The following is a 26,104-nucleotide window of genomic DNA, read 5'->3' on the forward strand; positions in this document are numbered from 1 at the left end:
AGCCCGGAGTGCGGGACACTGGTGCGCATGGTCTCCACCATCGTCCACCTCCTGCGCCACGGCGAGGTCCACAACCCCGACGGCGTCCTCTACGGCCGCATCCCCGGCTACCACCTCTCCGAGCGTGGTCACGAGATGGCCCGCCGCGTCGCCGCGCACCTCGCGGGCGAGCCCGGGCCCGACGGCACGTCGCGCCCGCGCGCCGACCTCGCCGTCGTCGTCGCGTCACCGCTCCAGCGCGCGCAGGAGACGGCGACGCCCGCCGCCGAGGCGTTCGGGCTCGAGCTCGGCACGGACGACCGACTCATCGAGGCGGCGAACCACTTCGAGGGCAAGACGTTCGGCGTCGGGGACGGGTCGCTGCGCCACCCGCAGCACTGGCCCTACCTGTGGAACCCGTTCCGGCCGTCGTGGGGCGAGCCGTACACCGAGCAGGTCGCGCGCATGCGGGCCGCGGTCGCCGACGCCCGGGACAAGGCCGCGGGCCACGAGGCCCTCCTCGTGAGCCACCAGCTCCCCGTGTGGCTCACGCGCCTGAGCTTCGAGAACCGCCGCCTGTGGCACGACCCGCGCAAGCGGCAGTGCTCGCTCGCCTCGCTCACGTCGCTGCACTTCGAGGACGACCGCCTCGTCGGTCTGCACTACACCGAGCCGGTCGCCGACCTCCTCCCGGGCGCCGCGACCGTCGCCGGGGCGTGACGTCGGTCATGTCTCGCGCCGTCGTCGCCGTCCGGACGCCCGAACCGTCCCGTTCGGGAGTGGCGGAGGTCACGTCTCTCAGGTGGCGTCCAGGAACCCCGGGCAGGGTGCCTCCCGTGATGACGCTGTGACCGCCAGCTCGCGCGCGCGTGCCGTGCGCGCCCTCCCGCCCCTGCGTCGCGTGCTGACCGCGGGCGTCGTGGTCGCCGCGACGCTCGGCCTCGCGGCGTGCGCCCAGGACTCCGGCGCGACGACCGACGTCGTCGGGCAGGGCTACGTCTCCGGCGACGGCTCGGTCCGCACCTGGGACGCGGGCGAGCGGGGCGACGTCGTCGCGCTCACCGGCACCGACTACGAGGGCGAGCAGGTCGACACGAGCGCCTGGCTGGGCGACGTCGTCGTGCTCAACACCTGGTACGCGGCGTGCGCGCCGTGCCGCGCCGAGGCGCCCGACCTCGTGGCGCTCGCGAACGACCGCGCCGACGACGGCGTGCACGTGCTCGGCATCAACACGACCGACGAGGCGGGCGCCGCGCAGGCGTTCCAGCGCCGGTTCGAGGTGCCCTACCCGTCGATCGACGACCGCAGCGGGGAGGTCGTCGCGGCGCTCTCCGGCACCGTGCCGCTCCAGGCCGTGCCGTCGACGGTCGTGCTCGACCGCGAGGGCCGCGTCGCGGCGCGCGTCATCGGGCTCGCCGAGGGCTCGACCCTCACCGCGCTCGTCGACGACGTGCTCGCCGAGGACGAGGCGGCTGGCTGACCGTGGGCACCCTCGCGTCCCTCGCCGCCACCGTCCCGACCGCCGCGCTCCCCGCGGCCGCCGCGACGAGCGTCGGCGACACGTTCGCCGCGACGGTCTGGAGCGGGTCGATGCTGCTGGCGGTCCCGGTGGCGGTCCTGGCGGGGCTCGTCTCCTTCGCGTCGCCGTGCGTGCTGCCGCTCGTGCCCGGGTACGTCGGGTACGTCTCCGGCATGGCCGCGGCGAACGCCGGGAGCGGGCGCGGCGCGTCCGGGGGCACGACGACGGCCACCCGGGTCGCGGCGCCGAGCCGGGGGCGCGTGCTCGCGGGGGTCGGGCTCTTCGTCGCAGGCTTCACGCTCGTGTTCGTCGCGCTGATGGTCGCCGCCGGCGCGATCGGCGTCCACCTCGTGCGGTGGGAGGACGTCATCACGCGCGTCCTCGGCGTCGTCGTGATCCTCATGGGGCTCGCCTTCATGGGCGCGGTCCCGTTCCTCCAGCGCGAGCGGCGCCTGCACCTGAGCCCCCAGGCCGGGCTGTGGGGGGCGCCGCTGCTCGGCATCGTGTTCGGGCTCGGCTGGACGCCGTGCCTCGGTCCGACGCTCGTCGCCGTGCAGTCGCTGTCCCTGAACGAGGCCTCTGCGGGCCGCGGCGCGATCCTCGGGGTCGCCTACTGCCTCGGTCTCGGCGTGCCGTTCCTGCTCATCGCACTCGGCCTGCAGAGCTCGCAGCGCATGCTCGGCTTCCTGCGCCGGCACCGTCTCGCGATCATGCGGATCGGCGGCGGGCTGCTCGTGCTCATCGGCCTCGCGCTGGTCACGGGCCTGTGGACGACGTGGACGTCGACCATGCAGGGCTGGATCGACGGCTACGTGACGGTGGTGTGAGATGACCGAGCGGACCGGCCAGACCGAGAGGTCGGAAGAGCGTCCGACGACGCCGACGGGCTACCGCCCCGAGGGCATCGACGACGCGTTCTCCGCGGGCGACGGCCCGGGGGACCGAACGCCGTCGGGTGGCGAGGGCGGCACGGGAGGCGACGGCGGCCCGGCGCTCCCGAGGCTCGGCTGGCGCGGCACGCTGCGGTGGACCTGGCGCCAGCTCACGAGCATGCGCGTCGCGCTCATGCTCCTCATGCTGCTCGCGGTCGCGGCGGTGCCCGGCTCCGTCCTGCCGCAGCGCCCGCAGGACCCGGCGGCCGTGCTGCGCTACCTCCAGGAGAACCCGACGACGGGGGAGTGGCTCGACCGGCTCGGCTTCTTCGACGTCTACGCCTCGGTGTGGTTCTCGGCCATCTACATCCTGCTGTTCGTCTCGCTCGTCGGGTGCATCCTGCCGCGCACGAAGGCGCACTGGCAGGCGCTGCGCACACGACCCCCGCGCACGCCGCGACGCTTCGACCGCTTCCCGGCGCAGGCGCGCGCCGTCACCGACGCGTCGCCGGACGACGTCGTCGCGGCGGCGAGCACCCACCTGCGCGGCCGGCTGCGCTGGCTGCCGACGTTCCGCGTGGACACGGACGCCGAGGAGGCCGCCCCGGCGCGGGGCCGCGCCGCCGCGCGGCCTGCGGCACGCACGGTGTCCGCCGAGCGGGGCTACGTGCGCGAGACCGGCAACCTGCTGTTCCACCTGTCGCTCGTCGGCCTCCTGGTCGCCGTCGCGACGGGCCAGCTCCTGCACTACCGCGGCCAGGCGATCGTCACGGAGGGCCGCGGGTTCGCGAACGCGGTCGTCGACTACGACACGTTCGAGAACGGCGCGTGGTTCCGGCCGTCGTCGCTCGTGCCGTTCTCGATGACGCTCGACGCGTTCGAGTCGGAGTTCGCCCAGGACTCCGTCGCGTTCGCGCAGTCGCGCGACTTCACCGCGACGGTCACCGTGCGCGACCCCGACGGCACGACCCACGAGGAGACCATCAAGGTCAACCACCCGCTCACCGCGGGGGGCGCCAAGATCTACCTCCAGGGCAACGGGTTCGCGCCCGAGGTCACGGTGCACGACGCCGACGGCGAGGTCGCGTTCTCCGGCCGGGTGCCGTTCCTGCCCGAGGACACGATGTACACCTCGCGCGGCGTCATCAAGGTGCCCGACGTGTCCTCCGGCCTCGACCAGGTCGGCCTCGTCGGGTACTTCCTCCCGACGGCCCAGCTCAGCGAGGACGGCGAGACCGCGGCGTCGGTGTACCCGCAGCCGATCAACCCGCTGCTCGTGCTCGAGGTCTACCGCGGCGACCTCGGCCTCGACGAGGGCCTGCCGCAGAACGTCTACCGCCTCGACACCGACGACCTCACGCCGTCGGTCGACGAGGACGGCGAGCGCGTGAAGCTGCTCGTCGCGCCGGGCGAGACGGTCGACCTGCCCGACGGCCTCGGCACGATCACGTTCGACTCGCTGCCGCGCTACGTCGCGCTCGACCTGCGCCACGACCCGTCGCTCACGTGGGTGCTCGTGTTCGCGCTCGGCGCGCTCACGGGGCTCGCCGTCTCGCTGTTCACCCCGCGCCGCCGCGTGTGGGTGCGCGCGTGGCGCGAGGAGGTGCCCGGGACGGACGACGACGCGCCGCGCGAGCGCACCGTCGTCGCCGTCGCGGGCCTCGCCCGCGGGGACGACGCCGGCCTCCAGGGCGAGGTCGACTCGCTTCTCGCCGCGCTCCCGGGCGTGGCACCATCGGGTGAGGGTGACCTCACCTCGTCGCCGGGACGCGCACCGGCCGACCGCACCCGCTCCACCGCGCGTCCCGTACAGGACCCGACCGCGCGACCGCGCACGAAAGGCTGACCGATGACCGTAGCCGAGCTGAGCCAGGACCTCGTCTGGGCCGCTGCGACTGCCCTGACCGTCGCGCTCGTCGCGTTCGCGATCGACCTCGCGCGGCTCGCGGGCCGCGCCGACGACGAGCGGGCCGAGGCGCGGGCCGACGCGAAGGCGCCCGGCGCGGAGGTGCTCGCGGGCGCGGGCGCGCCCGTCTCGCCGTACGGCCCGGACGCGCCGGACGCCGTCGACGCCGCACCCGTCGCCGCGCCCGAGCCGTCGCGCAAGGCCGCCAACATCGGGATCTCGCTCACGTGGCTCGGGACGGCGCTGCTGCTCGTCGCGATCGTCACGCGCGGCATCGCCGCGGGGCGCGCGCCGTGGGCCAACATGTACGAGTTCACGCTCGTCGGCTCCTTCGTGGCCCTCGCGGTGTTCCTCGGCGTCTCCCTCAAGCGCGACGTGCGCTTCCTCGGGTCGTTCGTGACCGGCCTCGCGGTGCTCTTCGTCGTGCTCGCGCAGAACGCGTTCTTCGTCGCCGCGACCGGCGTGCAGCCCGCGCTCCAGTCCTACTGGCTCGTCATCCACGTGGGCGTCGCGATCATCGCGACGGGCATCTTCACCGTCGCGTTCGTCACGTCGGTGCTCCAGCTCCTGCGCGACTCGCGCGACTCCGGGAACGCGTTCCTCGGCGCGCGCGGCTGGCGCTGGCTCGACTCGACGCCGGGGCCGCTCCAGCTCGAGGCGCTGAGCTTCCGCCTCAACGCGGTCGCGTTCGTGCTGTGGACGTTCACCATCATCGGCGGCGCGATCTGGGCCGAGCACGCGTGGGGCCGCTACTGGGGCTGGGACCCCAAGGAGGTCTGGAGCTTCGTCGTCTGGATCGTGTACGCGGCGTACCTGCACGCCCGCACGACCCGCGGCTGGTCCGGGCGCCGGGCGGCGTACTTCGTGATCGTCGGCTACGCGTGCGTGCTGTTCAACTTCACGGGCGTGAACCTGCTGTTCAACGGCAAGCACTCGTACTCGGGCCTCACCCCGGGCGACTGACCCGGTCCGACGTCGAGCCTCACCGAGCGCTGCGTCCCCGCGCGACCGCTGCGTCCAGACACGCAGCGCTCGACCGCGGACGCAGCGCTCGACCGCGGACGCAGCGCTCGACCGCGGGCGCAGCGCTCGACGGCGGACGCAGCGCTCGACCTGCGCGCGGTGGGTCGGTCAGCGGGCGGTGTCGTCACCGTCGTCGGAGCCGTTGCTCGCCCCGGGACGCCGTGCGTCGCCCTCGTCCTCGGTCCGGGCGTCCTCCGTCGAGTCCGCGGCCGTCGGGGGAGCGTCCTCCGTCGCGGGTGAGGGCGCCTCGTCCCGCGCCTGGCGCCGCTGCTGCTGCTCGAGCCGCCAGAGGAACTCCGGGTCGTCGTCGGGCGCGACGGGGGCGTTGCGACGCCGGCGCGTGCCGCCGCTCGACGAGCCGCTCGAGGGGCGCCCGCCCGCGTACCGCGAGCCCGAGCGCGACGCGGAGCGCTTGACGAGGATCCACGCGATGGGGCCGAGGAACGGCAGCAGGATGATGAGGACGATCCACAGCCCCTTGGGGATGCCGCCGCGCTCCTCCTCGTCGCTCGAGGCGAGGTCGACGAGCGCGTAGACCGCGAGGCCGACGGCGATGAGGGGGAGCAGCACGCGAAGCATGGCTCCAGCCTACGGGCCGTACCCTGGAGTCGTGCCTGTCGTCGTCTACTCGGTCCTGCGTCTGCTGCTCTTCGCCGCCGCGCTGGGCGTGCTCTGGTTCGCCGGCCTCCGGGGCTGGCTGCTCGTCCTCGTCGCCGCGGTCGTCGCGCTCATGCTGTCGTACCTGACCCTGCGCAAGCCCCGCGAGGCCGCCTCGCGCTATCTCGCCGCGCGGGCCGAGCACCGCACGCGCACGGGCGAGCGGTTCTCGCGCGAGATCGAGGACGACGCGGCGGCCGAGGACGCGGCCCTCGACCGCGAGGAGAACGCCGCCGCGCCGGGCACGGACCCGGCGCCGACCGAGCAGCCCGGGACGTCGTCGGCCCGCTGAGCCGCCGGGACCGCGGCCTGCCGACGCTCAGAGCGCGAGCCCGACCCCCAGCAGCACGCCGTACGCGAGCTCGAACAACCCGGTCCCGGCCAGCACCGGCACGAGGAGCGGCCCGCGCGCACCCGCGATCACCGGGAGCGTGAGGAGCACGGCCGGCAGCAGGAGGACCAGGGTGCCGAGCGCCCAGGGCGACGCGAACGCGCACACGACCGCCAGCAGCAGCGGGACCCAGATCATCGCGACGTAGGCCCGGCGGGCACGGAAGTCGCCGAGCCGGACCGCGAGCGTGCGCTTGCCCGCGACGACGTCGGTCGGGATGTCGCGGATGTTGTTCACCATGAGGATGGCGCACGCGAGCAGCCCCACCGCGACCGCGGCGACGGCCGACGGCCACGTGACCACGCCCGCCTGCGTGTAGGTGGTGCCGAGCGTGGCGACCAGGCCGAAGAAGACGAAGACCCCGACCTCGCCCAGGCCCCGGTAGCCGTACGGGTTGCGGCCGCCCGTGTAGTACCAGCCCGCGAGGATCGCGAGCGCGCCCACGGCGATCAGCCACCAGTGGCCGGTCACCGCGCAGAGCACGAGCCCGAGCACGGCGGCGACGCCGAAAGCGCCGAACGCCGCGGCGCGCACCTGCCCGGGTCGCGCGGCGCCGGTCGCGGTGAGCCGCATGGGGCCGACGCGGTCGAGGTCGGTGCCGCGCACGCCGTCGGAGTAGTCGTTCGCGTAGTTCACGCCCACCTGGAGCGCGAGCGCGACGCCGAGGGCGAGCAGCGCGGGCCAGAAGGCGAAGCCGTCCACCTGGGCCGCGGCGCCGGAACCGACGATGACGGGCGTCGCGGCGGCGGGAAGGGTGCGCGGGCGCGCGCCCGCGACCCACTCGGTGGTGCTGGCCATGGTGCTCCGTCTCGGTCGTGCGGGTCGTGCAGGCTGGTGGGGCCGCGGGCGGCTCAACCGGGGCGGGCCTGGAGGTGCCCGACGGCGAGCCGCGCCACCGCGGCGCGGTCCACCTTGCCGGGCCCGCGGCGCGGAAGCTCCGCGACGACGAGCACGTGACGCGGTGCGGCCGCCCGCTCCAGCCTATCCGCGACGTGGTCCCGGACCGTGGCGACGAGCGCGGCCGGAGCGTCCGCGACCCCGGTCCCGGTCCCGGGGCCGGGGCCGGGGCCGGGGGCCGAGCCGGGAGCGGCGGGCGCGGCCGTCGTGACGACCGCGACGACCTCCTGCCCCCACTCCGGGTGCGGCACGCCGACGACGCACGCCTCGCCCACGCCGTCGACCTCGGCGACCAGGGCCTCGACCGCGGCCGGAGCGACGTTGACGCCGCCCGAGACGACGACGTCGTCCGCCCGGCCGAGCACGGTGAGCGAGGGCCCGCCCGGCGCCCCGTCGAGCCGGCCGAGGTCGCTGGTGCGGAACCAGCGCGTGCCGTCGTCGTCGGTGCGGAACGCGTGCGCGGTCGCGGCCGGGTCGCCGAGGTAGCCGTCGGCGAGGAACGGTCCGGAGAGCTCGACGACGCCCGTGGCGCCGCCCGGCCCGTCCGTGGGCGTGGGCTGTGCGAGGCGCACGCGCGCGCCCGCGAGCGGGACGCCGTCGTACACGCACCCGCCGCTCGTCTCCGTCATGCCGTACGTGGTCACGACGCGCGCGCCGGCCGCCCGCGCGCGGCGCAGCAGCGCGGGAGGCGCGGCGGCACCGCCGAGCAGGACCGCGTCGAGGGCGCGGAGCGCGTCGAGTCCCGCGCCGCCGCCGTCGGAGCCCGCGTCCGCCGCGGCGAGGAGGCGGTGGAGCTGCGTGGGGACGAGCGAGACGTACCGGCGCTCGGCGCTCGGCGCCCGGGCGACGAGCGCGGCGAAGCCGGCCGGGGTGAACGGCTCGTCCTCCGGCGCGACCGTGAGGCCCCGCTCGGCCGCGTGCGCGCGGGCGACCACCTGCACGCCCGCGACGTGCGTCGCGGGCAGCGTGAGGAGCCAGTGCCCGGGTCCGCCCAGCCGCTCGTGCGTCGCGGCGCCCGAGGCGCGCAGCGCCGCCGCGGACAGCACGACCTCGCGCGGCGCGCCTGTCGAGCCCGACGTGCGCAGGACGAGCGCGGCGCCCGGTGGCACGTCGACGTGCCCGGGCCGGGGGAGCGGCGGGACGGGCGCCACCGGGGGACCGGCGCCGTCGAGCGCGGCGCCGACCGCCGCGACCAGGGCGTCGAGATCGGCGGGGACGACGGCGCGGTTCACCGGATCAGCGTAGGCCGGGCCGTAGGGTGACCGGGAAGCGCGCGTCCGTCGCAGGGGCAGAGCCAGGACCGGGTCCTGGACCGACGGGAAGGTCGAGGATGACGAGGACGGGACGAGGACCCGGTGCGGTCCGGGCGGGGCTGGTGGTCGCGCTCGCCGTGGCGTCGGTCCTGCTCGCGGGGTGCGGCGGCGAGCCGGCCGCGCCCACGACGGAGACCGTCGACGCGGACGTGTCCGCGGACAAGGGGGCACCGCCGACGCCGGACGTGCCGCTCGTCTGGCCGCTGACCGGCATCGAGGCCGAGGAGGTCGCGGACCGCCCGGCGCTCGCGGTGAAGATCGAGAACGCACCCCAGGCGCGCCCGCAGACCGGCCTCGAGCAGGCCGACGTCGTGTGGGAGGAGGTCGTCGAGGGCGGCATCACGCGCTTCGTCGCGGTCTACCACTCGCAGGTCCCCGAGAGCGTGGGGCCGGTGCGCTCGGTCCGGCCGATGGACCCGGCGATCGTCGGCCCGCTGCACGGGATCCTCGCGTACACCGGCGGGCAGCAGCCGTTCATCGATGCCGTGCGCGCGGCGGGGGTCCAGTCGGTCGTCATGGACGAGGGTGACGACGGGTTCACCACGACCCGCGCGCGCCGTGCGCCGCACAACGTGTACGGCAGCCCGGAGGAGCTCTGGGCCCAGGCGGACGACGACCGCACCGCGCCCCCGCCCGCCCAGCTCGTCTTCGCCCGGGAGCCGGGGACCGGCACGGCCACCGTGGCGGGCAGCGCCGCGAACCGGATCGACGTGCGGCTCACGTTCGCGAGCAGCGCGGTGTGGGAGTGGAACGCGGACGAGGGTCGCTACGTGCGCAGCGAGGGCGACGCTCCTGCCGTGTCGTCGGACGAGGTGCGGCTCTCGGCGACGAACGTCGTGCTGCTGTCCGCGCCGATGGAGGACACGGCGTTCAAGGACCCGGCGGGGGTGCCCGTCCCGGAGACGAAGCTCGTGGGGACCGGCGAGGGCGTCGTCGCGAGCGGCGGCAAGCAGGTACCGGTGACGTGGTCCAAGGAGACGGTCGAGTCCCCGGTGGTGCTCACCGGGGCGGACGGGAAGCCGGTCGAGCTCGAGCCCGGCGCCTCCTGGATCGAGCTCGTGCCGACCGGGTCGGGGAGCTGGGAGATCGGCTGAGCACCCCTCTCGCCCGGCGGTGGTCTCCGGGGTCCTCCCCACGGCGTACGACCGCTCCGCCCCGAGGGGGACCGGCGGACAGCCAGGTCGAGCCGCGGGGCCGACGCGGTGACGAGGCCCCGCGCGGCACCGTGGAGTCATGGCAACCGTCGTCCCGCACCCCGTCCACCCGTCCCAGCCCGGCACCCCCGGTGAGGGAGCCGCGCAGCGCTCGACCGAGGGCCAGCTCCCGCCGTCCTACGCGCCGCGCACGCCGCGCGACGACGAGCCCGGCGCCGCCCGCTCCGCCGCGCCCGTCGCGATCTCGGTCGGGCTCCTGTTCGGCCTCGCCGTCGCCGCGGCGTTCGTCGGCCGCGGCCTCATCGAGATGCTGACGAGCCTCGTCGCCGGCTCCTGACCCGCCGGGTCAGAACGCGTAGCCGAACCGGCCCCAGTCCGGGTCGCGCCGCTCCAGGAACGCGTCGCGCCCCTCCACGGCCTCGTCGGTCATGTAGGCGAGCCGCGTCGCCTCGCCCGCGAAGACCTGCTGGCCCATGAGCCCGTCGTCCGCGAGGTTGAACGCGAACTTGAGCATCCGGATCGCCTGCGGCGACTTCGACGCGATCGTGCGCGCGTAGTCGATCGCCAGCGCCTCGAGGTCCGCGTGGTCCGCGACCTCGTTCACCGCCCCCCACTCGTACGCGTCCTGCGCCGAGTACTCCCGCGCGAGGAAGAAGATCTCCCGCGCCCGCTTCTGCCCCACCTGCCGCGCCAGGTACGCGGAGCCGTAGCCGCCGTCGAACGAGCCGACGTTCGCGTCGGTCTGCTTGAACCGCGCGTGCTCGCGGCTCGCGATCGACAGGTCCGCGACGACGTGCAGCGAGTGCCCGCCGCCCGCCGCCCACCCGTTGACGACCGCGACCACGACCTTGGGCATCGTCCGGATGAGCCGCTGCACCTCGAGGATGTGCAGGCGCCCCGCGCGGGCCGGGTCCACCGCGTCGCGCGTGTGCACGTCGCCGCCGCCGTCGGGCGCGGTCGTGTACTGGTAGCCCGAGCGCCCACGGATCCGCTGGTCGCCCCCGGAGCAGAACGCCCACCCGCCGTCCTTGGGGGAGGGGCCGTTGCCCGTGAGGAGCACCGTCCCCACGTCGGACGTCATGCGCGCGTGGTCGAGCACGCGGTACAGCTCGTCCACGGTGTGGGGGCGGAACGCGTTGCGCACCTCCGGGCGGTCGAACGCGACGCGCACCACGGGCAGGTCGCGCACGACGGTGCCGTCCGTGTCGCGCTCCACGCCCCGGTGGTACGTGACGTCGGTCAGCTCCTCGAACCCGGCGACGTCGCGCCACGCGCCCGGGTCGAACGTCTCGGACACCTGGCGGGGGAGCGCGTGCGCGCGGCGGTCGTCGGCGGGGACGGCGGAGGGGGGTTCGGAGCTGCTCACGGTCGTCACGGTAGCCGCTGCGGGGCGAGGCCCGCGCCCGGCGCGGGGACCCGTTCGTCGGCGTGGGGCGCGGGCGCCGGGGCGGCGCCGTCTCGCGGCGGCGCCGAGAGGCCGAGGACGAGGCCGGCGCCGACGACGAGCGTCCCGACCAGGGAGCGGGCGTCGAGCGCCTCGAACCCGAGGGCGACCGAGGTCACGAGCGCCGCGACGGGCAGGAGGCCCGCGAACAGACCGGCCCGCGCGGGGCCGATCGCGGCAAGCCCGGAGTACCAGAGCAGGAACGCCACGGCTGTGACGACGACGGCGAGGTAAGCGAGCGCGGCGAGCTCGGCGGCCTCGGGGGCGACGAGGAACGGCTGCCCCGTGACCTGCTGCCGGACGACGCCGAGCACGGCGAGCTGGGGGACGGCCAGGACGCACGCGTACGCGGAGACGCGCAGCGCGCCGAGCGTCGGCAGGAGCGGCACGGCGAGCAGCGAGAAGCACACCTCGCACGCGAGCGCCCCGAGCGCGAGCGCGACGCCGACCGGGTCCCCCGAGCCGCCGCCCTCGACGACCACGACGCCGGCCGTCACCACGACCGCCGCCGCGAGGGTCCGGACCGCGACGCGGCGCGCCCGGAGCGCGGCGGCCGCGGCGAGCACCACGGGCGAGGCGCCGACGACCGCCCCGACGAGGGACGGGTCCGCGCGCCCCGCGCTCTCGACGACGAGGACGCTGAACCCCACGAGACCGGTCGCCGCGAGCGCGGTCAGGCGCAGCAGCGCGCGCGGTGACGGCAGGACCCACGGCACGCGCCGCGCGGCGAGGACGGCGAGCAGGACGAGCGCCGCGACGGCGTAGCGTGCGGCCTGCCCGCCGAGGACCGGGAAGTCGGCGAGGGCGGCGGACGCGACGAACGACGAGCCGACGATCACCATGCCGACGGCGCACCGGAGGTCGCCGGACCGCGTCGGGCCGGGAGGGCCGGGCGCGCTGCCGCCGTCGTCGGACGGGATGCCGTGGGAGGGGCGGGGAGCGTGGGCCATGCGTCGACCGTAGGGTCGTGCCTGGACCAGGGTGCAGGTCCAGATCGTGCCTGGTTCACTGGGCCAGATGACGACCCGGATCGAGCCCGACGCGCTGCTGCTCGCCCTCGGGCCACGACCGGGCCGCGACGTCGGCCGATGGCTCCACGTCGGTCTGCGCGCGGCCGTGGTGGACGGCCGGCTCGAGGCGGGCGCCGTGCTCCCGTCGAGCCGCGACGCGGCGGCGGCGCTCGGCGTCTCGCGCGGCACGGTGACCACCGCCGTCGACGTGCTCGTCGGCGAGGGGCTGCTCGTGTCCCGGCCTCGTTCGGGGGTGGTCGTGGCGGCGCTGCCCGCGCCGCCGTCGGGCGGTGCGGGGACGGCGGCGCCCCGCCCGACCGGCACGGCACCCGGCACGGGGCCCGACGCCGAGCCCGGCACCTGGCCCGGCCCGGCGCCGGGGGCGCGGCCCGTGAGCGTCGGCACGCCCGACCCCGCTCTCTTCCCCCGCGCCGCGTGGGCGCGCGCCGTGCGCGACGGCGTGCGGGGCCTGGCCGACGCCGACCTGGGCTACCCCGACCCCCAGGGGCTGCCGGCGCTGCGCGAGGCGCTCGCGGTCCACCTGCGGCGCGCGCGGGGGGCGCACGTCACGGCGGACGGCGTGGTCGTGGTGAGCGGGGTCGCCCAGGCGCTCTCCCTCCTCGCCCGGCTGCTCGCCGCGGGACGGGTCGCGGGCCCCGCCCCCGCGGGGCGGGCGGCGGTGGCCGTCGAGGACCCGTCGTCGCGCGGGGCGCTCGAGCTGCTGCGCGACGCCGGCCTGCGGACGGTCGGCGTGCCCGTGGACGCCGACGGCCTGCGCGCCGACCTGCTGCCCGACGACGCGCGCGCCGTCCTCGTGACGCCCGCCCACCAGTTCCCGCTCGGGGTCGTCCTCGGTCCCGCGCGACGGCGCGCGCTGCTCGCGTGGGCGGCGGCGGGCGACCGCCTCGTGCTCGAGGACGACTACGACGCCGAGCTGCGGTACGACCGGCAGCCGGTGGCCTCCGTGCAGGCCCTGGACCCCGAGCGTGTCGTCCTGCTCGGCTCGGTGTCCAAGCTGCTCTCGCCCGCGCTGCGGCTCGGCTGGGTCGTGGCGCCGCCGCGCGTCGTCGGGCCGCTGGTGGAGGCGAAGCGGCACGCGGACCTCGGGACCTCGGTGCCCGAGCAGGCGGCGCTCGCGGCGCTGCTCGGGTCGGGCGCCTACCAGCGGCACCTGCGCCGGGCCCGGCTCGTGTACCAGCGACGGCGTCGTCTGCTGCTCGACGCGCTCGCGCGCGCCCTGCCGGGGGTGGAGGTGGGCGGGGTCGCCGCCGGGCTGCATCTCGTCGTGCCGCTCCCCGGCCCGGCCGCCGAGCGTGCCGCGGTCGACGGTCTGCACGCGGTCGGGGTGCCGGCCGAGCCGCTCAGCGGGACGGGGGTGGACCGCCACGAGGCCGGGGTGGTGGTGGGCACCGCGCGCGTGCGCGAGGGTGACGTCGGGCTCGTGGCGGACGTGCTGCGGGCGGCGGCCTTGACCCGGCCCGATTAACTGGTACTTTAGTACCAGTTCTGCGCACGACGGCGGGCCCTGCCACCCGGTGCGTCGACCCGAGGGAGTCTCCTCATGGCATGGATCGTCCTCATCCTCTCCGGCATGCTCGAGGCCGGCTGGGCCCTGAGCCTCAAGGCGTCGCACGGCTTCACCAGGCTCTGGCCGAGCGTCGCGTTCGTCGTCATGCTCGTCCTGAGCATGGTCGGCCTGAGCATCGCCCTGAAGTCCTTGCCCGTCGGCGTGGCCTACGGTGTCTGGGTGGGGATCGGTGCCTCGCTCACCGCCGTCCTCGCCGTCGTCCTGTTCGACGAGCCCGTCACGGTCCTCAAGGTGATCTCCCTCGTGCTGATCGTCGCGGGGGTCGTCGGGCTCAACCTCTCCGGGGGAGGGCACTGACACCCATGCCGACCGAGACCGTCGACCCGCGGCCCGCGCCGCGCCGCCAGGCCCGCGGGGTCGCGCGCCGTGACGCGATCGTCCGCGCCGCCGCGGACCTCATCCTCCAGGAGGGCCCGGCTTCGGTGACCCACCGCGCCGTCGCGTCCCGGGCCGACGTCCCGCTCGCCGCCACGACGTACTACTTCACCGGCCTCGACGACCTCATCGGCGCGGCCGGCGAGGTCGTCGTCGCCGGGTGGGCGGACCATGCCCGCGGCGCGGCCGCGCGGGCCGCGCGGGGCGGCGACCGCGCGCGCGAGGACGCGCACGTGCTCGTCGACGCCGTCCTGCCGCCCGGGGGCGAGAGCGAGCTGCGCGGCTTCTACGAGCACCTCGTGGGCGCGGGTCGTTACCCCGCGCTCGCCCGGGCCTACGGCGAGGGCCGGCAGGGCCTCGACGACGCCGTCGGGCAGCTCCTCGCGGTTCGCGGCCTCGCGAGCGTGCCGCCCGCGCTGCTCATCGCCGTGGTGGACGGCGCCGCCGTGAGCGCCCTGAGCGAGGGGCGCGACGTGCGCGCGCTCGCCGTGCAGCTCGTCGGCGAGCTCGTGGGCCGCCCTCGCGCGAGCTGACGGCCCACCGCCGGCGACGTGGGACCGCCCGCGGTGGCCTAGCCTGGAACGCGTGCCCGACCCTCTCGAGACCGTCGTCTACCGCACCCCTCTGACCACGCGGTTCCGCGGGCTCGACGCGCGCGACGGCGTGCTGCTGCGCGGGGAGGCCGGGTGGGGCGAGTTCTCCCCGTTCTGGGACTACGACGACGTCGAGTCGGCGTCCTGGTTGCGCGCGGCCCAGGAAGCCGCGCACCAGGGCTGGCCGGACGCCGTGCGCGACCGCGTGCCCGTCAACGTCACCGTGCCCGCGGTCGGGCCCGACCGCGCGCGCGAGCTCGTCGCCGCGTCCGGAGGGTGCCGCACCGCGAAGGTCAAGGTCGCGCAGCGCGGGCCCGACGGCGCGCTCGAACCCCTGGGCGCCGAGGTCGCGCGCCTCGAGGCCGTGCGCGACGCGCTCGGCCCCGGTGGGCGCGTGCGGGTCGACGCGAACGGCGCGTGGGACGTCGACGAGGCGTTGCGCCGGCTCCCCGCGCTCGACCGCGCGGCGGGCGGGCTGGAGTACGTCGAGCAGCCCTGCGCGGACGTCGCGGGGCTCGCGGCCGTGCGGCGCGGCCAGCGGGGCGACGCCGCGGTGCCGGTCGCCGCCGACGAGTCGATCCGCCGGGCCGCCGACCCCCTCGCGGTGGTCCGCGCCGACGCCGCGGACGTCGTCGTGCTCAAGGTGCAGCCGCTCGGCGGCGTGCGCGCGTGCCTCGACCTCGCCGAGCAGGTCGGCCTGCCCGTCGTCGTGTCGTCCGCGCTCGAGTCGTCCGTCGGCATCGCCGCGGGCGTCGCGCTCGCGGCCGCGCTCCCCGAGCTGCCCTACGCGTGCGGGCTCGCGACCGTGAACCTCTTCGTCGCCGACGTGGCCGACCCGCCCCTCGTGCCCGTCGACGGTGCGCTGCCCGTCGTCCGCCCCGAGCCCTCCGCCGCGGCGCTCGCGGCCACCGCGCCCGACGACGAGACGGACCGTCGCTGGCGCCGACGGCTCGACCGCGTCGCCGGCCTGGTGCTCGCGGGAGGTGCGCGATGAGCGCGCCCGGGACCCCGCCCGGCTCGCGCGCCGGGACGCCGCCCGACGGCTCGGAGCTCGACGCTCTGCTCGACGGCCTGGACGCACAGCCGCCCGCGGTGCGCAGCGCGTTCGCGCTCGTGCACCGGCTGCTGCACGAGGGCGTCGCGGACGTCGTCCTCGCGCCCGGGTCGCGCAGCGCGCCGCTCGCCTACGCGCTCGCGGCGGCGTCCGACCTCGGGCACCTCACGCTGCACGTGCGGGTCGACGAGCGCGCGGCCGGCTTCGTCGCCGTCGGCCTCTCGCGCGGCGCGGGACCGGTCGTGCGCGGCGGGGTCGCGCTGCCCCGGCCGGTCGCGGTCGTCACGACCTCTGGGACGGCCGTCGCGAACCTCCACCCCGCGGTGCTCGAGGCGCACCACGCGGGCGTCCCGCTCGTGCTCCTCACCGCCGACCGACCGCACGAGCTGCGCGGCACGGGCGCGAACCAGACGACGCACCAGGCCGGGATCTTCGGCGCGGCGGTGCGGTTCGCCGCGGACGTCCCGGCGCCCGACGGCCGCCCGGGCGAGGTGCGCGACCTCCTCGCCGTCGCGACGCGTGCGCTCGCCGAGGCGGTCGGCGCGCGCTCGGGGCACCCCGGCCCGGTGCACCTCGACCTCGCGTACCGCGAACCCCTCGTCCCCGGCGTCGCGACCGGCGTCGACGCGCTCGCCAGGCCGGGTACCGACCCGCGCGGTGTCCGCTCGGCCGTCGTGCTGCCCCCCGCGGTGCCGCCCGTGCCGTCGGGCTCCCCGCCGCGCGACGACGCCGCGCTCCTCGGCGCTCCCGTCGCACCTGTCGCGGTGCCGGTCCCCGGCGTACGGACCGTCGTCGTCGCGGGCGACGGCGCGGGCCGCGTCGCGCGCGACCTCGCCGAGGCGCGCGGCTGGCCGCTGCTCGCGGAGCCGTCCTCGGGGGCGGCCGGCGGCCCGAACCTGGTCGTCGCGCACGCGCTCGTGCTCGGTGTCGACGGGCTCGTGGACGGCGTGGAGCACGTCGTCGTCCTCGGTCGGCCGACCCTCTCGCGGCCCGTGCAACGCCTGCTCGGGCGGCCCGACGTCGAGGTGAGCGTCGTCGCGCCGGGCGCCGGCCCGTGGCCCGACGCCGCGCGCAACGCCTCCACGGTCCTGACGGCGGTACCCGAGCGGTGGCTCGACCCGCGCCCGGGCGTCCGGGACCCGTCCGAGGTCGTGCCGGGGCCGCCGTCGGGCGACGCGACCGACGCGGTGTGGCTCGCGCGCTGGCGCGCGGCGTCGGTCGCGGCCGCGGAGGTCGTCGCCGGGGCGACCGGCGGGACGCTGACCGACGGCCCGAGCGTCGCGCGCGCCGTCGTCGGGTCGTGCGGACCGGACGACCTCCTCGTGGTCGGGTCCTCCAACCCCGTGCGCGACCTGGCGCTCGTGCTCGGCCTCGACGCCGACGCGCCGCGCGTCCTCGCGAACCGCGGCCTCGCCGGGATCGACGGCACCGTGTCCACCGCGCTCGGCGCCGCGGTGGCCACCGCCCGCCCGCACCGGCGCACGCGCGCGCTGCTCGGTGACCTCACGTTCCTCCACGACGCGGGCGGCCTCCTGCGCGGTCCGCACGAGCCGCACGTCGACCTCCAGCTCGTCGTGGTGAACGACGACGGCGGCTCGATCTTCGCCGGTCTCGAGCCGGGCGGGCTCGGGGACGCGTCCGAGGCGGCGGCCCGCACGTTCGAGCGGGTCTTCGCGACCCCGCACGAGGCGAACCTCGCCCAGCTCTGCGCCGGGTACGGCGTGGACCACCAGCTCGTGCAGGACGTCCCCTCGCTGCGGCACGCGCTGGCGACCCCGAGCCACGGCGTCCAGGTGCTGGAGGTGCGCGTGTCCCGGGCGGAGCGACGGCAGGCCGGCCTGGCCCTGGCGGGGCGGGTGCGTGACGCCGTCCGCGCGACGCTCGTGGCGGACCGCTGACGACGCGTCAGAACTCGCAGCGAACTCCCAGGCTCGTTCAAGCCTCGTTCAAGCGCGGCGGTGTGAAGTAGTGGGCAGAACCGAGGAGGCCCACCATGACGAACATCCCGGGCACGGAGCCCACCCCCACCACGCCGGCCCCCGACGCGCCCGCGTCGACGCCGGCCGCCACTCCCGCCGCGACGACGTCGGCCGCGACGACGCCCGCCGCCGCCGAGCGTGCCGCGTCGGTCGCTGCCGAGACGCCCGCCGGGACGCCCACGCAGCCCCTGGCCCCCGTCGCCGCGACCCAGCCGCTCCCGCCGACCGCGGCGCACCCCACGACGCACCCGACGCAGCCGCTCGGTGCGCCGCAGCACGTGCAGCATCTCTCCACGCCGCAGCCCGCCCCCACGGCGCACACCGCGGCGACGCCGATGCCCAACCCGTACGCGCGCCCCGCGCAGTCCGGGCCGCACGCGCCGTCCGGCAGCTTCGGGCCGCCGCCCGCGCCGCCGGTCCCGACCGAGCAGGGCGCGGCGGACACCCCGAGGCGCCGGCGCACGTGGGTGCCCGTCGTCAGCGCCGCGGCCGCGGCCGCGGTCCTCGCGAGCGTCGGCACCGCCGGTCTCACCGGTGCGTTCGGCGCCGACCAGGACTCGGCGTCGCTCGCGGACGTCGGCCAGCACCAGGAGAACACGGCCGCGCCGGTGTCCGACTCGTCGTCGCAGAACCCCGACTGGGAGGCCGTGACGAAGGCCGTCGCCCCGTCGGTCGTCGCGATCCAGGTGCAGACCGCGCAGGGCGGCGCCGAGGGGTCGGGCGTCATCATCGACGACCAGGGCCACGTCGTGACCAACAACCACGTCGTGTCCGGCGCGGAGAACGACACCGTCCAGGTGACGCTCAGCGACGGGCGCCTCTTCGAGGCGAAGATCGTCGGGCTCGACCCGGCGACCGACCTCGCCGTCGTGCAGCTCGTCGACGCGCCCGACGACCTCCAGCCCGCGACGCTCGGCGACTCCGACGACGTGAGCGTCGGCGAGTCCGTCCTCGCGGTCGGCAACCCGCTCGGCCTCGCGAACACGGCGACCACCGGCATCGTGTCGGCCGTCGACCGCCCGGTGTCCGCGTCCGGCGAGGACGGCGGCACGTCCGTCGTGACCAACGCCATCCAGATCGACGCCGCGATCAACCCCGGCAACTCGGGCGGCCCGCTGTTCGACGCGCAGGGTCGAGTCATCGGCATCACGTCGTCGATCGCGACGCTCTCCGGCGGCGGCACCCAGTCCGGCTCGATCGGGCTCGGGTTCGCCATCCCGGTGAACCTCGCGAAGTCGATCGGGCAGCAGCTCATCGAGAACGGCACCGCCGAGCACGCCTTCCTCGGGGTGACGCTCGCGGACGCGACCGCGACCGCGGACGGCGTCACGCGCCGCGGCGCCGAGGTCCAGGAGGTGACCGAGGGGTCACCGGCCGCCGAGGCCGGCATCCGGTCCGGTGACGTGATCGTCGAGATCGACGGCCACGCCGTCGGGGGCGCCGAGTCGCTCACCGCGTTCGTCCGCGAGCGCGCGGCGGGCGCCGAGTCCACGCTGACCGTCGTGCGCGACGGGAAGACGACCGAGCTCGACGTGACGCTCGCGACACGTCCCGCGGGCGACGAGAGCCAGGGGTCCCAGGACGGTCAGGGCCAGCTTCCGGGCCAGGACGGTCAGGGCCAGCTCCCCGGCCAGGGCGAGCAGGGCGGCGACCAGGGTCAGCAGACCGACCCGACCGACCCGGGCAACGTGCCGAACCCGTTCGACTGGTTCTTCGGCGGCCAGGGCTGACCCTGACGGGCGCCCCGCGAGGGGCACCCACGATCTGCGGGGGCGGGTCGTCGTGCCGGCACGCGCGACCCGCACCTCGCGCCACGTCCCGCCGTGACCTCTGACCGCGGCGGGCGGGTGGCCGGACCGTGGACGTCCCCCCGCGGTCGGGGCACCGCACCGAGCGGCCGGCACGGATCCCCGTGCCGGCCGCTCGTCGTCGTCGGGCTCAGTCGGCGGCCACGGTGCTCGGCGCCCACGGCGCGTCGCCGCCCGACGAGCCGGGCGAGGCGGGTGCCTCCACCCGCTTGGTGAAGAAGCCGGCGGTCTCGGCGTAGCCGCCGGAGACGTAGAACTCCTTGGAGAGACCGGTGGCGAGGCCGACGCGGCGCGCGCCCACCTCGGCCGCCCAGTCCTCGGCGCTCTCGAGGAGGAGGCGGCCGATGCCCTGGCGTCGGTGCGACGGGAGGACGGCGACCTCCTCGACCCGGCAGACGATGCCGCTGGACGCGAAGGTCAGGTGCCGGTTCGCGAGCAGGTACCCCACGACGCCGCGGTCGGGCAGCTCCGCCACCGCGAAGTACGTGTCGAGCGCGGCGAGCAGGGGCCCGAAGGACCGTTCGAACGCCTCACGCTCGGGGTCGTGGCGGGGCAGCTCGAGGACGAGCGGCCACACGTCGTCACGGTCGGCGACGACGGCACGGCGGACGAGCACGCCGGACGGCACGCTGGGGCGAGAGACGGAGATCTGGGAGGATTCGGACACCTCCCGAACCTAGCAGCGCGGGGCGCGCCCGGGTCGGGGCGTCCCGGGTGGCGGTCGGGAGTCAGCGCGGGTGACGTTCCGCACCCGGCGCTCGGCCGGTACGGGGCGTCAGGACCCGCCGAGGGCGTAGCGCATCGGCTCGAGCTTCGCCTCCGACTCGGCGACCTCCGCCGACGGGTCGGACGCGGCGACGATCCCGCACCCGGCGAAGAGCCGCACCGACCGGGGGTCGGCGGCCGAGAGCTCCGCCGAGCGCAGCGCGATGCCCCACTCGCCGTCGCCGTCCGCGCCGAGCCACCCGACCGGCCCGGCGTACCGCCCGCGGTCCATGCCCTCGATCTCGCGGATCAGCTCGCGCGCGACGCTCGTCGGCGTGCCGCACACCGCCGCGGAGGGGTGCAGCGCGGCCGCGAGCGCGAGGCTCGTCGGCCCCGTCTCGGCGCTCGTCGAGCCGCCGCCCGACGAGCCGGGCGCGACCGCGCCGCGCGCGAGGACCGCGGTCACGTCCGACGCGAGGTGCATGACGTTCGGCAGGTGCAGCACGAACGGCGCGTCGGGCACGTTCATCGACGAGCAGAACGGGGCGAGCGCCTGCGCGACGGACCGCACGGCGTACTCGTGCTCCTCGAGGTCCTTCGACGACCGGGCGAGCTGCGCTGCGCGCAGGAGCGCCTCGTCGTCGGACAGCCCGCCGCGGCGGATCGTCCCCGCGAGGACGCGCGACGTGACGAGCCCCTTCTCGCTGCGGACCAGGAGCTCGGGTGTCGCACCCACGAGGCCGTCGACGGAGAACGTCCAGCACGCCTCGTACGCCGAGGCGAGCCGGGAGAGCAGCCAGCGCGGGTCCACGGGCTCGGTCGTGTGCGCGACGACGTCCCGCGCCAGGACGACCTTCTCGAGCGCGCCCGAGCGGATGCGCTCGACGCCCTCCGCCACGACCTCGGCCCAGTCGTCCGCCCGCAGCGCGCCGTCGTGCCACGCCACGTCGCCCGGGGACGTCACGGGGACGCGGGGCGTGCGCCGCAGGGCGTCCGCCGGCGACGAGGAGAGCGAGCCGGCGGTGTCGACGGTCGTGAGCCACGCCCGGCCGTCGCGGCGCCCGACGACGACGCGCGGCACGACGAGCACGCCGCCCGCGCGGACCGGGTCGTGCGCGTCGTCGCCGGGGGCGGAGTCGTCGAACGCGAACGAGCCGAACGCGACCGGTCCCGTCCCGGGCAGCCCCACCTCGTCCCGCACGACGGCGCGCGCGAGCGTCTCGTGCCACGCGGACTCGGCGTCGGCGAACCGCCCGGGGCCCCACGTCTCGAGGCGCAGCGCCTCGCCCCAGCCCACGATCCCGTCGCCGCGGCGCACCCAGGCGAGGGGCCGCGCGTCGGGCAGGAGGTCGACGAGGGCGTCCAGACCGCCGGGCAGGTCGGGGATCGGGGTGGTCCGCACGACGATGCTCGGCCTGGGGTGGGGCTGTGCGGCCGTGGCCGACGGTTCTGCAGTCATCGCCTCCCAGCGTAAGCCGCGCGCGCGGGTGCGCCCTGCGGTGCGCCCGGCCACCCGCGGACGTGGAAGCATGGGCGGCATGCCCCGCGCCAACCTGGACAAGAAGCCCTCCGAGGTCGCGTCGATGTTCGACGGGATCGCCTCGCGCTACGACCTGACGAACGACATCATGTCGTTCGGCCAGGACCGTGCCTGGCGCCGGGCGACGGTGCGCGCGGTCGGCGCGCTGCCGGGGGAGAAGGTCCTCGACCTCGCGGCCGGGACCGGGACGTCGTCCGAGCCGTTCGCCGACGACGGGGTGCGCGTCGTGCCGTGCGACTTCTCGTTCGGCATGCTCCAGGTCGGCAAGGAGCGCCGGCCCGACCTGCCGTTCGTCGCCGGTGACGCGACGCGCCTGCCGTTCGCGGACGGCACGTTCGACGCCGTGACGATCTCGTTCGGGCTGCGCAACGTCGTCGACACCGAGGGCGCGCTGCGCGAGATGCTGCGCGTCGTCCGCCCGGGCGGCCGCGTGGTGATCTGCGAGTTCTCGACCCCGACGTGGGCTCCGTTCCGCGTCGTCTACCAGGAGTACCTCGTGCAGGCGCTGCCGCGCATCGCCGCCGCGGTGACGCGCGAGGGCGGCTCGTACGAGTACCTCGCGGAGTCCATCGCGGCCTGGCCCGACCAGGTCGGGCTCGGCCGGCTCCTGCTCCGCGCGGGCTGGGAGAAGGTCGCCTACCGCAACCTCTCCGGCGGGATCGTCGCGCTCCACCGGGGCACGCGTCCCGCCTGACGCCGTCACCGGGCGTGGCCGACGACGGTCGCGTCCCCGGCGCCGGGGCTCCCGCTGCGCCGCTCGGCCGGAGGCGTGCGCCGTCGTCCGGACGCCGCTGACCTCGGACGACGCGTGCCGATGCCGCTGCGCGCGACCCGCGCCGGCCAGCGGAGGCCCGCGGAGGCTAGGTCATCGGCGCGCGGGCCCCCTTGCCCGGCGGTCCCGAGCCACAGGGCCGGGAGTCGTCGCGGGGGAGGACCTTCGTCACAGGATCTCCCAGGGAAGGGTCGCCTTGCTACACATCCCGCGCCGGGAGTGACTAGAGTGGCGATGTCCATTGTGACCGACTTCACAAGGACGGTGGGTGCACCGTGTCCCGACCCGGGTGACGGTGGTCCGCCACGAGGTGTCCCGACGACCGGACGGTGAGGTGAGCACGGTGGGCGCGAGGCTCGACGACGCCGACGTCATCGTCGTGGGCGCGGGTCCGGCCGGCTCCGCGGCGGCCCACTACTGCGCCGCGGCCGGGCTGAGCGTCCTGCTGCTGGAGAAGTCGTCGTTCCCGCGCGACAAGATCTGCGGCGACGGCCTGACGCCCCGCGCGGTCGCCGAGCTCGTGCGCATGGGCGTCCCGACACGGGCCGAGGACGGCTGGATCCGGAACCAGGGCCTGCGCGTCGTCGCGAGCGGCCGCTCGTGGGAGCTCGCGTGGCCCGACCTCGCGTCGTACCCGAGCTACGGCATGGCCCGTGCGCGGCACTCGTTCGACCGCACGCTCGCCGAGCACGCGCAGCGCACGGGGGCCAAGCTCCTCGAGCGCACCGCCGTCACCGGCCCCGTGCTCGACGAGCGCACCGGGCGGGTCGTCGGCGTCACCGCGCGGCCCGTGGACGACAGGGGCCGGCGCGCGGGCGACGAGGTCACCTACCGCGCGCCCGTCGTCATCGCCGCCGACGGCGTCTCGTCGCGCTTCGCGCTCGCGCTCGGCCTCGTGCGGCGCGAGGACCGCCCGATCGGCGTCGCCGTCCGCACCTACTTCCGCACCCCCCGCCACGACGACCCGTGGATGGAGTCCCACCTCGAGCTGTGGGACGGCACGCCCCGCGAGTCCAACCTGCTGCCCGGGTACGGCTGGATCTTCTCGCTCGGCGACGGGACGGCGAACGTCGGGCTCGGCTCGGTGAGCTCGACCCCGGCGCGCCAGTCGGCGGCGAACGTCGACTACAAGGACCTCTTCGCCACGTGGATGCGCAACGCGCCCGCGGAGTGGGAGTTCACCGAGGAGAACCGGCTCGCCCCCGTGCGCGGCGCGGCGCTCCCCATGGGCTTCAACCGGTCCCCGCTGTACACGCGCGGCGTGCTCCTCGTCGGGGACTCGGGCGGCATGGTGAGCCCGTTCAACGGCGAGGGCATCGCGTACGCGATGCAGGCCGGGCGGGCGGCGGCCGACGTCGTCGCCCAGTCGCGCGTACGGCTCACCGACGGCGGTCGCGAGCGCGCGCTCCAGACGTACCCGCGGATCATGCGCCGCGAGCTCGGTGGCTACTACACGCTCGGCCGGTACTTCGTGAAGCTCATCGAGCACCCCGAGATCATGCGGATCTGCACGCGCTACGGGCTCCCGCGCCCGGTCGTCATGCGGTTCGTCCTCAAGCTTCTGTCCGACTGCTACGAGCCCCGCGGCGGCGACTGGGTCGACCACGTCATCGCGGGGCTGACGAGGGTGGTGCCCTCGTCATGAGCCCACGAGGTGGGCCCGCAACGACGCGGGCACCCGCACCACCCACAGGTCTTCCCGGGCACCGCTCGGGCGTTCCCGTCCCGAGCCCCCACTCGAGGAGTACGCGATGACCAACCCGTACGTACCGCTTCTCGTCCTCATGGGCGTGGCCGCCGTGCTGGCTCTCGGCGGCGTGGCCGCGAGCGCGGTCATCGGCCCCAAGCGCTACAACCGCGCCAAGCTCGACGCCTACGAGTGCGGCATCGAGCCCACGCCCCACGCGATCGGCGGCGGGCGCTTCCCGATCAAGTACTACCTCGTCGCCATGACGTTCATCGTCTTCGACATCGAGGTCGTCTTCCTCTACCCGTGGGCGGTCGACTTCGCGACGCTCGCGACCTTCGGCCTCGTCGCGATGCTCGCGTTCCTCGCGCTCATCACCGTCCCGTTCGTCTACGAGTGGCGCCGGGGTGGTCTCGAGTGGGACTGAGCGGGCGACCGACCGTCCGCGCCAGCGGGCACCGGCGAGAGAACTAGGAGAACACCATGGGGATCGAGGAAGCTCCCTCGGGCTTCTTGCTGACCACGATCGAGGACCTCGCGGGGTACCTGCGCAAGGCGTCGCTCTGGCCCGTGACGTTCGGCCTCGCGTGCTGCGCGATCGAGATGATGGCCGCCGGCGCCTCGCGGTTCGACCTGTCGCGCTTCGGCATGGAGGTCTTCCGGGCCTCGCCGCGCCAGGCGGACCTCATGATCGTCGCCGGGCGCGTGAGCCAGAAGATGGCGCCGGTCGTGCGGCAGGTCTACGACCAGATGAGCGAGCCCAAGTGGGTGCTGTCGATGGGCGTGTGCGCGTCCAGCGGCGGCATGTTCAACAACTACGCGATCGTGCAGGGCGTGGACCACATCGTGCCCGTGGACATCTACCTCCCGGGCTGCCCGCCGCGGCCGGAGATGCTCATCAACGCGATCCTCGCGCTGCACGAGCAGATCCAGCACGAGCCGCTCGGCGTGAACCGCAAGGAGGCGGCGCGCGCCGCCGAGGCAGCCGCGCTCGAGGCGACGCCCACGTTCCAGATGAAGGGGCTGCTGCGGTGACGGACGAGAAGACGGGCGGCGGCACGCCTGTGCCGCAGCCCGAGGAGGTCAACGGCCCGCGGTCCGGCGACCTCGTGACCGGGGCGGGCGCTCCGCGCACGCTCGAGGTCGTCGAGGTGCGCGAGGGCATGTTCGGCGTCCACGGCTCGGGCGACACGTCGGGGTACGGCGGGCTCGTCCAGCCCGTCGCGATGCCCGGAGCGAGCCCGCGGCCGTACGGCGGCTGGTTCGACGAGGTCGTGGACGTCCTCGCGGAGGTGCTCGCCGAGGGCGGCACGCGGTTCGAGGCCGCGGTGGAGCGCGTCGTGGTGGACCCGCCCGGCGCGCACGCCGAGCTGACGATCCACGTGCACCGCGACCACCTCGTCGACGTGTGCCGCGCGCTGCGCGACGACCAGGACCTGCGGTTCGAGCTGAGCCTGGGCGTGAGCGGCGTGCACTTCCCGCACGACGTCGGCCGCGAGCTGCACGCCGTGTACCACCTCACGTCGATCACGCACGGGCGTCGCCTGCGCCTCGAGGTGTCGGTGCCCGACGCCGACCCGCACGTCCCGACCACGACGTCCGTCTACCCGACGAACGACTGGCACGAGCGCGAGACCTGGGACTTCTTCGGCATCGTCTTCGACGGCCACCCGTCGCTCGCGCGCATCGAGATGCCCGACGACTGGCCGGGCCACCCGCAGCGCAAGGACTACCCGCTCGGCGGGATCCCCGTCGAGTACAAGGGCGCGACCGTGCCCCCGCCCGACACGAGGAGGTCGTACTCGTGAGCACGCACACCACCGGCGCCCCCGGCGCCG

26 protein-coding genes are annotated in these 26,104 nt (G+C 76.1%); 19 read left to right on the forward strand and 7 right to left on the reverse strand.

All coding sequences use genetic code 11. The features are described from left to right. The first annotated feature begins 27 nt into the window (after positions 1–27). The 5 genes from CCE02nite_RS10425 to ccsB all read left to right on the forward strand — a co-directional run bounded on the left by CCE02nite_RS10425 (position 28) and on the right by ccsB (position 5,239). Positions 28–699: a histidine phosphatase family protein gene (locus tag CCE02nite_RS10425; RefSeq protein WP_141389580.1), complete on the forward strand. Its 672-nt coding sequence runs from the start codon at positions 28–30 to the stop codon at positions 697–699. Between the two features lie 127 nt (positions 700–826). Then, positions 827–1,459: a TlpA family protein disulfide reductase gene (locus CCE02nite_RS10430; RefSeq protein ID WP_255318789.1), complete on the forward strand. Its 633-nt coding sequence runs from the start codon at positions 827–829 to the stop codon at positions 1,457–1,459. 110 nt (positions 1,460–1,569) lie between these two features. After that, on the forward strand, positions 1,570–2,325 hold the full coding sequence (locus tag CCE02nite_RS10435) for a cytochrome c biogenesis CcdA family protein (RefSeq protein WP_141389617.1): 756 nt from the start codon (positions 1,570–1,572) through the stop codon (positions 2,323–2,325). A 1-nt stretch (position 2,326) separates the two neighbouring features. After that, on the forward strand, positions 2,327–4,216 hold the full coding sequence (gene resB / locus CCE02nite_RS10440) for a cytochrome c biogenesis protein ResB (RefSeq protein WP_141389581.1): 1,890 nt from the start codon (positions 2,327–2,329) through the stop codon (positions 4,214–4,216). 3 nt (positions 4,217–4,219) lie between these two features. Further along, positions 4,220–5,239: a c-type cytochrome biogenesis protein CcsB gene (ccsB, locus tag CCE02nite_RS10445; RefSeq protein WP_141389582.1), complete on the forward strand. Its 1,020-nt coding sequence runs from the start codon at positions 4,220–4,222 to the stop codon at positions 5,237–5,239. A gap of 168 nt (positions 5,240–5,407) precedes the next feature. Here ccsB and CCE02nite_RS10450 read toward each other — a convergent pair whose 3' ends face one another. After that, a complete protein-coding gene (locus CCE02nite_RS10450) occupies positions 5,408–5,878 on the reverse strand; it encodes a PLD nuclease N-terminal domain-containing protein (RefSeq protein ID WP_141389583.1) in 471 nt (156 codons plus the stop codon). Positions 5,879–5,909: 31 nt separating this feature from the next. On the opposite strand from CCE02nite_RS10450, the gene CCE02nite_RS10455 reads away from it, so the two are divergent. After that, complete coding sequence (locus tag CCE02nite_RS10455) at positions 5,910–6,248, forward strand: DUF4229 domain-containing protein (protein WP_141389584.1); 339 nt, start codon at positions 5,910–5,912, stop codon at positions 6,246–6,248. A gap of 27 nt (positions 6,249–6,275) precedes the next feature. Here CCE02nite_RS10455 and CCE02nite_RS10460 read toward each other — a convergent pair whose 3' ends face one another. Next, positions 6,276–7,145, reverse strand: a complete 870-nt coding sequence (locus CCE02nite_RS10460; RefSeq protein ID WP_141389585.1) for a 1,4-dihydroxy-2-naphthoate polyprenyltransferase — start codon at positions 7,143–7,145, stop codon at positions 6,276–6,278. 53 nt (positions 7,146–7,198) lie between these two features. Continuing rightward, positions 7,199–8,476 carry an AMP-binding protein gene (locus CCE02nite_RS10465; protein ID WP_141389586.1) on the reverse strand — a complete coding sequence of 426 codons (1,278 nt, stop codon included), beginning with the start codon at positions 8,474–8,476 and terminating at the stop codon, positions 7,199–7,201. 98 nt (positions 8,477–8,574) lie between these two features. On the opposite strand from CCE02nite_RS10465, the gene CCE02nite_RS10470 reads away from it, so the two are divergent. Further along, positions 8,575–9,651 carry a DUF3048 domain-containing protein gene (locus tag CCE02nite_RS10470; protein WP_141389587.1) on the forward strand — a complete coding sequence of 359 codons (1,077 nt, stop codon included), beginning with the start codon at positions 8,575–8,577 and terminating at the stop codon, positions 9,649–9,651. A gap of 139 nt (positions 9,652–9,790) precedes the next feature. Next, the gene (locus tag CCE02nite_RS10475) at positions 9,791–10,048 is read left to right on the forward strand and encodes a hypothetical protein (protein WP_141389588.1); all 258 of its coding nucleotides are present in this window, start codon (positions 9,791–9,793) and stop codon (positions 10,046–10,048) included. A 9-nt stretch (positions 10,049–10,057) separates the two neighbouring features. On the opposite strand, the gene CCE02nite_RS10480 is transcribed toward CCE02nite_RS10475, so the two are convergent. Together CCE02nite_RS10480 and CCE02nite_RS10485 are read right to left on the reverse strand one after the other, a co-directional pair. After that, complete coding sequence (locus CCE02nite_RS10480; RefSeq protein WP_141389589.1) at positions 10,058–11,077, reverse strand: 1,4-dihydroxy-2-naphthoyl-CoA synthase; 1,020 nt, start codon at positions 11,075–11,077, stop codon at positions 10,058–10,060. A gap of 5 nt (positions 11,078–11,082) precedes the next feature. Continuing rightward, positions 11,083–12,105, reverse strand: a complete 1,023-nt coding sequence (locus CCE02nite_RS10485) for an EamA family transporter (RefSeq protein WP_141389590.1) — start codon at positions 12,103–12,105, stop codon at positions 11,083–11,085. Between the two features lie 67 nt (positions 12,106–12,172). Here CCE02nite_RS10485 and pdxR point away from each other — a divergent pair, with 67 nt between their 5' ends. The 6 genes from pdxR (at position 12,173) to CCE02nite_RS10515 (ending at position 19,484) form a co-directional block, all read left to right on the forward strand. After that, entirely contained in the window at positions 12,173–13,651 is a 1,479-nt protein-coding gene (pdxR, locus tag CCE02nite_RS10490) for a MocR-like pyridoxine biosynthesis transcription factor PdxR (protein ID WP_141389591.1), read from the forward strand. 75 nt (positions 13,652–13,726) lie between these two features. Continuing rightward, positions 13,727–14,050 (forward strand): DMT family transporter, encoded by a 324-nt coding sequence (locus CCE02nite_RS10495; RefSeq protein ID WP_141389592.1) that lies wholly within the window; start codon positions 13,727–13,729, stop codon positions 14,048–14,050. A 5-nt stretch (positions 14,051–14,055) separates the two neighbouring features. Continuing rightward, on the forward strand, positions 14,056–14,661 hold the full coding sequence (locus CCE02nite_RS10500) for a TetR/AcrR family transcriptional regulator (protein ID WP_141389593.1): 606 nt from the start codon (positions 14,056–14,058) through the stop codon (positions 14,659–14,661). 52 nt (positions 14,662–14,713) lie between these two features. Next, entirely contained in the window at positions 14,714–15,715 is a 1,002-nt protein-coding gene (locus tag CCE02nite_RS10505; protein ID WP_371861916.1) for an o-succinylbenzoate synthase, read from the forward strand. Further along, a complete protein-coding gene (gene menD / locus CCE02nite_RS10510; protein WP_141389595.1) occupies positions 15,712–17,673 on the forward strand; it encodes a 2-succinyl-5-enolpyruvyl-6-hydroxy-3-cyclohexene-1-carboxylic-acid synthase in 1,962 nt (653 codons plus the stop codon). The genes CCE02nite_RS10505 and menD overlap by 4 nt, the downstream gene beginning before the upstream one ends. Positions 17,674–17,768: 95 nt before the next feature. Beyond that, positions 17,769–19,484, forward strand: a complete 1,716-nt coding sequence (locus CCE02nite_RS10515; RefSeq protein WP_141389596.1) for a S1C family serine protease — start codon at positions 17,769–17,771, stop codon at positions 19,482–19,484. Between the two features lie 208 nt (positions 19,485–19,692). Here CCE02nite_RS10515 and CCE02nite_RS10520 read toward each other — a convergent pair whose 3' ends face one another. Continuing rightward, positions 19,693–20,229, reverse strand: coding sequence for a GNAT family N-acetyltransferase (locus CCE02nite_RS10520; protein ID WP_141389597.1), 537 nt, complete (start codon positions 20,227–20,229; stop codon positions 19,693–19,695). Between the two features lie 108 nt (positions 20,230–20,337). After that, the gene (locus tag CCE02nite_RS10525) at positions 20,338–21,726 is read right to left on the reverse strand and encodes an isochorismate synthase (RefSeq protein WP_141389598.1); all 1,389 of its coding nucleotides are present in this window, start codon (positions 21,724–21,726) and stop codon (positions 20,338–20,340) included. 79 nt (positions 21,727–21,805) lie between these two features. Between CCE02nite_RS10525 and CCE02nite_RS10530 the strand changes: the two genes are divergently transcribed. The 5 genes from CCE02nite_RS10530 (at position 21,806) to CCE02nite_RS10550 (ending at position 26,074) form a co-directional block, all read left to right on the forward strand. Beyond that, positions 21,806–22,501, forward strand: a complete 696-nt coding sequence (locus tag CCE02nite_RS10530; protein WP_053369903.1) for a demethylmenaquinone methyltransferase — start codon at positions 21,806–21,808, stop codon at positions 22,499–22,501. Positions 22,502–22,922: 421 nt separating this feature from the next. Next, positions 22,923–24,224 (forward strand): geranylgeranyl reductase family protein, encoded by a 1,302-nt coding sequence (locus CCE02nite_RS10535; protein ID WP_255318790.1) that lies wholly within the window; start codon positions 22,923–22,925, stop codon positions 24,222–24,224. Positions 24,225–24,330: 106 nt separating this feature from the next. Further along, positions 24,331–24,693: an NADH-quinone oxidoreductase subunit A gene (locus tag CCE02nite_RS10540; RefSeq protein WP_047234407.1), complete on the forward strand. Its 363-nt coding sequence runs from the start codon at positions 24,331–24,333 to the stop codon at positions 24,691–24,693. Positions 24,694–24,749: 56 nt separating this feature from the next. Beyond that, positions 24,750–25,301, forward strand: coding sequence for a NuoB/complex I 20 kDa subunit family protein (locus tag CCE02nite_RS10545; protein ID WP_141389599.1), 552 nt, complete (start codon positions 24,750–24,752; stop codon positions 25,299–25,301). Between the two features lie 74 nt (positions 25,302–25,375). After that, positions 25,376–26,074, forward strand: a complete 699-nt coding sequence (locus CCE02nite_RS10550) for an NADH-quinone oxidoreductase subunit C (RefSeq protein WP_255318793.1) — start codon at positions 25,376–25,378, stop codon at positions 26,072–26,074. Positions 26,075–26,104 lie beyond the last annotated feature (30 nt).

Origin of the sequence: Cellulosimicrobium cellulans (assembly GCF_006539945.1) — a bacterium.
Classification (GTDB): domain Bacteria; phylum Actinomycetota; class Actinomycetes; order Actinomycetales; family Cellulomonadaceae; genus Cellulosimicrobium; species Cellulosimicrobium cellulans.